This is a genomic window from Pseudomonas sp. AF32, assembly GCF_022342325.2.
GTDB lineage: Bacteria > Pseudomonadota > Gammaproteobacteria > Pseudomonadales > Pseudomonadaceae > Aquipseudomonas > Aquipseudomonas uvaldensis.
Genome location: NZ_RQJK02000020.1, coordinates 82,944 through 92,661, shown reverse-complemented (window position 1 = coordinate 92,661; position 9,718 = coordinate 82,944). Strand labels below are relative to the sequence as shown.

The 9,718-nt window shown below is 62.4% G+C and carries 4 protein-coding genes; 1 reads left to right on the top strand and 3 read right to left on the bottom strand.

Translation table 11 applies throughout. From position 1 onward, the window contains the following. Positions 1 to 345: 345 nt before the first annotated feature. A complete protein-coding gene (locus EGM97_RS19100; RefSeq protein WP_238960864.1) occupies positions 346 to 2,817 on the top strand; it encodes a TonB-dependent siderophore receptor in 2,472 nt (823 codons plus the stop codon). A gap of 92 nt (positions 2,818 to 2,909) precedes the next feature. On the opposite strand, the gene EGM97_RS19095 is transcribed toward EGM97_RS19100, so the two are convergent. The 3 genes from EGM97_RS19095 to EGM97_RS19085 form a co-directional block, all read right to left on the bottom strand. After that, positions 2,910 to 7,052: an amino acid adenylation domain-containing protein gene (locus EGM97_RS19095; protein WP_238960863.1), complete on the bottom strand. Its 4,143-nt coding sequence runs from the start codon at positions 7,050 to 7,052 to the stop codon at positions 2,910 to 2,912. Between the two features lie 37 nt (positions 7,053 to 7,089). Next, positions 7,090 to 8,748 carry a cyclic peptide export ABC transporter gene (locus EGM97_RS19090; protein ID WP_238960862.1) on the bottom strand — a complete coding sequence of 553 codons (1,659 nt, stop codon included), beginning with the start codon at positions 8,746 to 8,748 and terminating at the stop codon, positions 7,090 to 7,092. Between the two features lie 87 nt (positions 8,749 to 8,835). After that, a complete protein-coding gene (locus EGM97_RS19085; RefSeq protein WP_238960861.1) occupies positions 8,836 to 9,705 on the bottom strand; it encodes a formylglycine-generating enzyme family protein in 870 nt (289 codons plus the stop codon). Positions 9,706 to 9,718: the final 13 nt, after the last annotated feature.

The window sequence follows — 9,718 nt, the reverse complement described above, 5'->3', positions numbered from 1 at the left end:
CCTGACAGGCTCGCAAAGCAAGGAAAAAGGCCGTCGCCTCACCGCGTCGGCCTTTTTTTAAATTTTGTTACGTGAATGATAAATAAACTCATTCCGGTTTTCTCCAAGTGCTGCGTCTTACTAACGTGTGTAGGCAAATCGGGTCGGGCAGGGCAGCCCAGGCAGCGGATTTGTCCAGCAGGAAAATTGCCGTCTTCCAGCCGGATGACCGCGCCCGGGGAGGGGCCGGTCAGCGCGCCCTGATCCATTGCCTGAGGCAGTCGGCAGGGCGGGTTCACGGGTACTGGCGAGCGGTGGGCCCTCCGGCCCCATGACCTTTCACTTCTACCAATAATAGAGAGCACGATGTCATCCATTCATGAGTTGAAACCTCTGTTCAAGGCACTCGTCATGTCCCGCGGCCTGCGTTCGCGTCGGATGTTGGCCGGCCTGGGGTTGGTTTGCGTACTGCCACTGAGCGCCCAGGTGATGGCGGAAGACGTCAGCATCGACATTCCCGCGCAATCGCTGCCCAAGGCGTTACAGGCGTTCGGCCAGCAGACCAATCAGCAGGTGATCTACAACGCCGACGATATGGCCGGCCTGAAAAGCAACCGCGTCAGCGGCAAGATGAGCCCGCAGGCGGCCATTGCCGAATTGCTCAAGGGCACGGGCGTGAGCTACAGCGTGGAGGGCAGCACGTTGATGCTGGTGCGTGGTTCCGCCGCGGGAGGCCTGGAGCTGGGGGCGACCACCGTGAAGGCGACGGCACCGGATGCAACGACCGAAGGCAGCCACTCCTACACCAGCAACGCCGTGACCATCGGCAAGGGCACCCACACCCTCAAGGAAATTCCCCAGTCGGTCACCGTGATGACGCGCAAGCAGATGGACGACCAGAACCTGGTCAGCCTCAAGGACGCCGTCAACCAGACCACTGGCATCGTTGGCCTGCAGGGCGTGGGCCAGGGCATGATCCTGTCGTCGCGCGGTTTCCAGATCGACGACTGGCAGTACGACGGCGTACCGATCCCGCGCAACACCTATTCGCTGGGCAACTGGGCGACCCAGGATCTGATCTTCTTCGACCGTCTGGAGATCCTGCGCGGCGCTTCCGGCCTGCTGCAAGGCACGGGCAGCCCCGGCGGTGCCGTCAACCTGGTACGCAAGCGTGGCCAGAGCGCCCCGACCGTGACCCTCACCGGCAAGGCCGGCTCCTGGGACCACTATGGCCTGCAACTGGACGCCGGCGGCCCCTTGAACGAGGCCGGCACTATCCGCGGTCGTATCGTCGCCGACGAGGACCAGAGTAATTCCTTTATCGATCACGCGTGGAGCAAGACCCACTCGCTGTACGGCGCGCTGGACATCGACCTGAGCGAGGACACCACCCTGGGCCTGGCGGTCAGCCGCTCCGAGGGCGAATCCCGCGGCAACATCCGCGGTTTGCCACGCTACGCCGACGGCTCGATGCCGGACGTGTCACGTTCGACCTACACCGGCGCGCGCTGGAACCGCTCCGACATCAATGTCACCACCACCTATGCCGATCTGGAACACCGCTTCAACGACGACTGGGCGTTCAAGGTGGGCGCCGTACACATGACCGAGGACAACCAGGCGAAAAACCAGCGAGTCCAAAGGGGCGGTGGTCTGTTGCCCGATGGCAGTGGTGTGCAATATGCCGACTTCGTAACTGATTTCCAGTCCGAGAAGGTCGGTCTGGACATGAACCTGACCGGCAAGTTCGAAGCCCTGTCGATGCAGCAGGAAGTCATGCTGGGCGGCAACTATTCCCAGTTGGAGACCGATGACAAATACGCCCGGACCTTCAACAACACCAGTGACTCCATCTTCGACCTGGACAATGACCGTCCGGACATCAGCTATGACAGCCTGATCAACAGTCCGGGTGGCTTGGGCGTCCTCAGCAAGTACGATGTCCGCCAGAAAGGCCTGTACGGCACCTGGCGCGTCAAGCCGGTGGACGACCTGACGCTGATCCTGGGCTCCCGGGTCAGTTGGTATGACTTCAGCTACAAGTCGAAAAACGAAAGATCAACCGGGATCACACGCAACGACCCCAGCACCTCGACTGAAACCGGAGTGGTCACGCCGTACGCCGGTATCGTCTATGACCTGAGCCGTGAATGGGCGGTGTACACCAGCTACACCGATGTGTTCCAGCCACAGACCAATATCGATGCCAGCGGTTCGGTGCTCAAACCTGTAGTCGGAAAAAACTACGAGGTCGGTCTCAAGGGTGAACTGATGGATGGTCGGGTCAATACTTCCCTTGCGGTCTTCCGCTACGACCATGAGAACCGCGCCGTCAACGACGGCGGCTCGGGGTGTGGAGGCTTTGGTTGCTCTACAGCGTCGGGCAAAGTGCGTAGCCAGGGCATTGACGCCGAAATCAGTGGTGAAGTGATCGACAACCTGGAGCTGTTCGCCGGCTACACCTACAACACCACCAAGTATCTGGAAGACCCGAACAATGAAGGCAGTGTCTTCAGTACCTGGACGCCGAAACACATGCTGCGTGTATGGAGCAACTACCAGTTCACCGGTGATTGGAACCGCGTCAGTGCCGGCCTGGGGTTCACGACCCAAAGCCACACACTGGTTTACGACCTTGACCGCGACGTACCGGGCTATACCGTCTGGAATGCTCGTGTGGGGTATCAACTGACGCCTGAAATCAACCTGGCAGTCAATGCCAATAACCTGTTCGACAAGACGTACATCACGTCGGCTTACAACCAGCTCAACGGCAATAACAACTTCGGTGATCCACGTAATCTGATGTTTACCGTGAAGTACACCCCGCAGTTCTGATCCACGCATCGACAAAAAAACCGACCCGCTTGTGCGGGTCGGTTTTTTTATGGCTGAAGGGTGAGTAGGGCAAGCGCTGTGGCGATCCTGACCTATGGGCTGACGGTACTGTCCATGAAGGCCTCGACCAGTGAATCCAGCAAGGCGTCATCGAAGATCATGCCGCGGTGGCGCAACGGCGAGTGCACCGAACCGTTCAGCTCACCGGTCAGGCTGTGCGCCTGGATCAAGTTTTCGCAGAAGGCCAGTTCTTCCGGAGTTTTTTCCGCCTGCGTCCACCAGCAACTGGGACGTACCCGCACCGACTTGAAGGTGTACCCGTCAAAGGCTTCCAACAATCGATCATGCACCGAGAACGCCTGGGCGTTCATGACCTCTTCCTTGACGCTTTGCACCACCGACAGCAAATCGCTGCGGCCTGGCTCGATCTGGCTGGCAGCCCAGTCATGGAACGCCTTGACCGTGCTCTCGGGGTGTTCACGCCGATACGCCGCCGTGCGCTCCGTAAGCGTCGGAAACAGCAGGTCGAAATACTCGATGGCCTCGATCAGATCCTGGGACGCCAGGTCGGTTTTTTCCTGGTCGGGTAAATGCCGATGACGCGGCAACGCTTCAGGGTAGAGCTGCTCAGGGATCGTGCTGTCCACCAATCCCAGAAAACCGACGGTATGACCCTGGCTTTCCAGCATCGCAGCGATGTCCATGGCAATCGTCCCGCCCAGGGACCAGCCCATCAGGTAATACGGCCCTTGGGGCTGGGCCTTGACGATTTCCCGGCTGTAGTCGGCAATCATCTCGCCCCAGGCCTCGGGCCCCACATGGGGTTCGCTGAAGCCGCGGTGCATGACGCCGACGGTGCGTGCCCGATCTCGCAGTTTGCGCGCCAGCGGCTGATAGCAGAACACGATACCGCCGCTGGGGTGCAGGCAGAACAATTGGGGCGAGCTGGCGGGGGCGCTGTTCAAGGCCACCAGGCATTGAGCTTGTTCGCGATGTTTTTGCGAGATGAACAGGGCCAGTTCGGCGATGCTCGGATGGCTCAGCAACTCCTGCAAACGCACCGTGATATCCAGGCGTGCCTTGAGGCTGGCGATCAGCTCGATGGCCAGGATCGAATGTCCGCCCAGCTCGAAGAAGCTGTCGTTGATACCCACGCGCTCGACCCTGAGGGATTGCCGCCAAAGCTGCGCCAGGGCCTGTTCCAACTGAGTGCGAGGCGCCACGTAGCGCGATTGCCTGAGGTTGGCGTCGGGTTCCGGCAAGGCCTTGCGGTCGAGCTTGCCATTGGCATTGAGGGGGAACCGGTCGATGAACAGCAGGTGGCTGGGCACCATGTAGTCCGGCAAGTGTGCCTTGAGCGCGGCCAGCAGGCTTTCGCGCAGTTCCGGGGTGGGCTGCGCGGCAATCACATAGGCGACCAGTTGCAGGCCGCCGGGGCCGTCATGGGTCAGTACGACGGCATCCTGCACCTGCGGCAGCGTTTGCAGGCGCGCCTGGATTTCGCCCAATTCGATGCGGAAGCCGCGGATCTTGACCTGATGATCCAGGCGCCCGATGTATTCGATGCTGCCGTCGGCACGGTAGCGGGCGAGGTCGCCGGTGCGGTACAGGCGTCCACCCGGCAGCGGATCGAAGGGGTCGGGGATGAACCGGCTGGCGCTCAGGTCGGCGCGCCCGTGATAACCACGGGCCAGGCCGGCCCGACCGACATAGAGCTCACCGGTGCAGCCTTTGGGGACAGGGTTCAGGTGAGCGTCGAGCAGATACCAGGACAGGTCGACAATGGGCTCGCCGATAGGGCTCGCGGCCTCGCTGTCCAGGTCTTGCATCGACAGCGGTCGCCAGGTGACATGGACGGTGGTTTCCGTGATGCCATACATGTTGATCAACTGTGGTGTCCGGTCACCGAAGCGTTCGAACCAGGGACGCAGGCTCTGCACATCGATGGCCTCACCGCCGAAGATCACCTGCCGCAAATGCTGGTCAAGCGGCTGCCGTGACGCACAGGCGACCTGCGACAACGACTTGAACGCCGACGGTGTCTGGTTCAGTACGGTGACGCGTTCCTGGCACAACAGGGCATGAAAATCCTCCGGCGAACGGCTTATGGCGTGGGGCACGATGACCAGCCGACCGCCATGCAGCAGGGCGCCGAAAATCTCCCATACGGAAAAGTCGAAGGCATAGGAGTGGAACAGGCACCACACGTCGTGGTGGTCGAAGCTGAACCAGCGGTCCGTGGCCTGGAACAGACGAGTGACGTTGTGATGCGCCAGCAACGCGCCTTTGGGCTGGCCGGTGGAGCCCGAGGTGTAGATCACGTAGGCCAGGTTATCCGGGTGCACCGGCACATCCGGGTTGTGCTTGGGACACGCGTCATCGACGTCCTGCGGATCCAGTGACAGACAGACCGTACCGGCGGGCAACGCCAACGAATCCCGCAGATGCGCCTGGGTCAGGACCTGCGTGACGCCGCTGTCCTGGATCATGTAGGCCAGGCGATCGGAAGGATACGCCGGGTCCAGCGGCACGTAGGCGCCGCCCGCCTTGAGAATCGCCAGCAGGCCGATGATCATCTGGGGTGTCCGTTCTGCGGCGATCCCCACCAGCACATCGGGTCCGACCCCTTCGGCGATCAACCGATGGGCCAAGCGGTTAGCCTGCCGGTTGAGGTCGGCATAGCTCAGGTGCTGCCCTTCGAAGGTCAGGGCAATCGCATCGCCCGTGGTGGCGGCGTGGGTTTCGATCAGCTGATGCAGGCAACGCCCGTGGGGCAGTAGGGTCGGTTGCCGGTTCCAGTCGTCCAGGGTCTGTTGACGCTCAGGGGCACTCAGCAGTTGCAGCTCGCCCAACGCGGATTCCGGGGTTTCGATCAGGCTCTGCAGCAGGTTGTGCCAGTGCTCGGCCATGCGCTCGATGGTCGCTGTCCGGTAGAGATCACGGCTGTACTCAAACGTCGCCAGTAATTGCTGCTGTGAATAATCGACATCCAGCGACAGGTCGAATTTGGCCTGGCTGTCGCCAGCGGGCAGAAACTCCAGCGCCAGTCCATCCTGGATCGACATCGATGTCGTGGGCGCGCCGGTGCGCCAGTTGAACAAGACCTGGAACAGCGGGTTGGAACCTTGTGCGCCGGGGCGTTGCAGTTGATCGAGGATCAGTTCCAACGGGTAGTCGGCATGTTCGAGCGCCGCCAGGGATTGGGTGCGCAGGTCGTGGAGAAAATCCAACGCGGTGCGCGTCGAGTCGAGCCGCGCCCGGTAGACCTGGCTGCTGACGAAAAAACCCACCAGTGCCTGGCTTTCAGGGCTGTTGCGGTTGGCGTTGGGGACGCCGACGGTGAAATCGTTCTGGTTGGCGTACCGGCCCAGCAACAGTTGCCAGGCGCCCAGCGCGACCACGAACGGTGTGAGCCCCTGGCGTCGGCAAAACGTCTCCAGGGCCTGGGCCATGGCTGGTGCGAGTGTCACCTGGACGCGTCCGGCCATGTGCTGCTGGCTCGCGGCGCGAGGGAAATCCTGAGGCAGTTCCAGAACGGGCAGGTCATGGCCCAGGCACTGGCGCCAGTAGTCGCCGCTGCGCTGGCAGGCCGTGCTCTGCAGGTATTCGCTTCGTTGGTGGGTTGCGTAGTCGGCGTATTGCAAGGGCAAGGCCGGCAGCGGTGAAGCGTCGCCGAGCAGCGCGCGGGTGTAGGCCTGGGTCATGTCCTGCATGAGAATCGTATTGGACCAGGCGTCGGAGACGATGTGATGCATGTTCAGCAGCAACACGTGTGCATCGCTGTCCAGCCGCAGCAGCGTTGCTCGCATCAGTGGCGCATGGCTGAGGTCGAACGGTTGCCGGGCGTGCTGCTCGATGCGCTGGGCGAGCGCCGTGGCCCGGGCCTGTTGGTCGAGTGCGCCGAGGTCCTCGCGGTGCAGGATGAGCCTGGCGTTGCGTTCGACCACCTGGACCGCTGCGCCGTCGATTTCGACAATCGCGGTGCGCAGGATGTCGTGGCGATCGATGACGCGGTTGAGCGCCTGTTCCAGGGCGTCGGCGTCGAGTTCACCCGACAGGCGCAGGGCGCGCGGCAGGTTGTAGGCCGACCGGGTCGGGTCTCGCTGGTGCTCCAGCCACAGGCGTTGCTGGGCGAAGGACAAGGGCGCGCGGTCCAGCCGGGGCCCTTCGGGCATGCCATCCTCGGCCTCATCGAGCAGTAGCGTCAGCAGATCATCATCTAGCAGTTCGTTCATGGTGTTCTCGCGGTAAACAGCATTGCGTCGGGACGGCTCAGGCAAAAGCCTGCGGGGCCTTTTCACTGATGACCCGACCGGCCTGCATCCGGACCAGTTGATCGGCGATATCGAAGTAACGGTCATCGTGGGAAATGACGATGATGGTTTTGCCCAGCGCCTTGAGTTCCGGCAGCAGCTGCGTATAGAAAACCCGGCGGAACACCGGGTCCTGATCGGCGGCCCATTCGTCGAAGACCAGCACCGGGCGGCCTTCCAGCCAGGCGTTGAGCAGGGCCAGGCGCTTGCGCTGGCCGGTGGACAGGTCGGTGGTGCTGAACAGACCGTCGTGGATGCTGACCTTGTGGGCGATTTCCAGGCGTTCCAGGTAGCGGTTGGCTTCTTCAGGCACTTGCTGGTCGCCCTGGACCAGTTCGTCGAACAGGTAGTAGTCGGCAAAAATGGTGGTGAACAGCTGGCGATAATCGTCCCGTTGGGCAGCCGTTACCGGTTTGCCATCGAGCAGGATATCGCCACGTTGTGGGGGATAGAGCCCCAGCAGAAGCTTGATCAACGTGGTCTTGCCGCCGCCGTTTTCGCCGACGATGAAGACGATATCGCCCTGGGCGATGGTCAGGTTGACCGGCCCGAGGGCGAAGGGTTGGCTGCCGTCGACCGCCGGGAAGGCGTAATGCACATCGCGCAGTTCCAGCTGCTGGAGCGTCGGGCTGGGGCTGTTCCTGGCATCGAGCGGCAGGTGCGGCTCGGGTGAAGAAAACTGCTCGGCAAGGTCGGCAATGCGCTTGAAGGCAATGTTGGCCCGGCTGATGACCGGCAGGGTCATCACCAGGTATTCCAGCGGGCCCTTCATGTACAGCAGCACCAGCACGAAGCCGCTGAGCACCGCCTTGTCGGTGCCCAGCCACAGCGACTGCAGCGCCAGGACCAGGCCGATGACCACGAAGAACAGCATCGAGCCGAAGGTCTTGGCGACCACGAAGGTATTGACCGAACGGATATTGGTCGCGCAGATGTCGTCGGCGGTTGCTTCGATGCGCTGGTTGAACATGCGCTGGCGGCGGGGACGGTGGATGCGCAGTTCCTTGGCACCGGCGGCGATGGCGCTGTAGTGCTTTTGCAGGGCGTCTTCCGCCTCGCGGGCTGCTTCGAAGCCCCTGATGCCCCGGGCCCGGGCCACGTACTGGATGACGGTGCCGATCACCAGCGCCACCAGCAGCACCGCGAACATCGGCAGTGACAGGTAGGCCAGGTAGGCCAGGCAACCGAGGGTGACGGTGAAGGCGATGGCCAGCGGGGCGAAGGAAAACGCGAAGTTGCTGACCATGTTGACGTCATGGGTCAGTACCGGGATGAGCCGATGGCTGCGAAAGCGTTCGATCTGCTCGATGGGGGCCAGCAAGACTTTCTTGCCCAGGGATTTACGCAAGCTGGCGATGATGTTCTGGCCGACATGGTTGGTGCCGATGTCCGAAAGAATCGAGGTCAGCAGCGCCGCCGCACAGAGCCCCACGAACGTTGCCAGCATCTGCGGCGTGGGCTTGGTCGAGGCATTCAGGGCGTCGTTGATGGTCGCCAGCAGCGCGGTGATGCTCAGGCCACCCAGCATGCCGAGCAGAATCGACGCCACCATGATGAGCCGGAAGGGCTTGAGCAGGCTGAGCACTTCACGCAGGGCTCCGCGGGAGTTCGAGGTCATGGGAATCCCCTTTTAGGGCCGGTGATGGCCGTGGTTCAAGGCGTTGGCGCAAGGCGGGAAAAATGCAATGAGCAGGGCGGTCATGGTTTACATATCCCGCGCCACGCGGAACCCCAGCCAGTCGCCCCGTGCATCGGGATAAACCGCGTTGCGATTGCCCGAGCGAGAAAACACCGGCGCTTCGCCCCAGTCGTTACCACGGATGCGTCGCACCTTGCAGTCGCCGCTGAGCCAGGCGCTGCCGTCGCTCGGGGCGCCGTCGTAGTTGGGGTTGTAGCAGTCGGCCGTCCATTCGTAGACGTTGCCGTGCATGTCGTAGACGCCGAAGGCATTGGGTGGAAAGCTGCCGGCGGGGGCGGTGAAGTTGTAGCCGTCGGCTGCGCCGTAGGTGTTGGCGTGTCGGGCGATGCTGTACTCCTTGCCTTCATCGAAGGGGAACGGGCCGCTGCTGCCGCCGCGGGCCGCGTATTCACGCAAGGACTCGCTCACCAGCCGGTACGGCTTGCCGGTTTTTTTCGACAACCACGCCACGTAAGCGTTGGCTTCGTCGAAGTTCATGCACACCGCCGGATGCAGGTCGGTGTATTGCTTGCCTGGGTCGCTGCCCTGATAGTCGGGAACGCCGGCCTTGCACGCGCGGCCGGGGCGCTTGTCGGCGTCGGGCATCGTGTAGCCGGTGTCCTTGAGGTAGGCGAACCATTCGCCTTTGAGCACCTGGAAGCGGCTGATGGCCACGGGCCTGGCGAACGTCACCGGGTGCATCGGACCCTCATCGGGCTCGCGGCCGACTTCATTGTCCGGGGTGCCCATGGTGAAAGTACCGCTGGGCAGTACGACCATCTGCGGGCAGTCCTTGCAGTCCCGGAATACTTGGCCCGGTTGGGACGCCTGGGCGCCGGAGGGCAGCAGGGCGGTAAGGGCCAGGGCCGGGAATAGCTTCAGCGAAAAACTGTTCATCCATCTCTCTCGA

Bases quoted from the DNA above. Each gene is read 5' to 3' on its own strand.
- EGM97_RS19100 (WP_238960864.1), top strand. From the start codon at position 346: ATGTCATCCATTCATGAGTTGAAACCTCTGTTCAAGGCACTCGTCATG.
- EGM97_RS19085 (WP_238960861.1), bottom strand. From the start codon at position 9,705: ATGAACAGTTTTTCGCTGAAGCTATTCCCGGCCCTGGCCCTTACCGCC.
- EGM97_RS19095 (WP_238960863.1), bottom strand. From the start codon at position 7,052: ATGAACGAACTGCTAGATGATGATCTGCTGACGCTACTGCTCGATGAG.
- EGM97_RS19090 (WP_238960862.1), bottom strand. From the start codon at position 8,748: ATGACCTCGAACTCCCGCGGAGCCCTGCGTGAAGTGCTCAGCCTGCTC.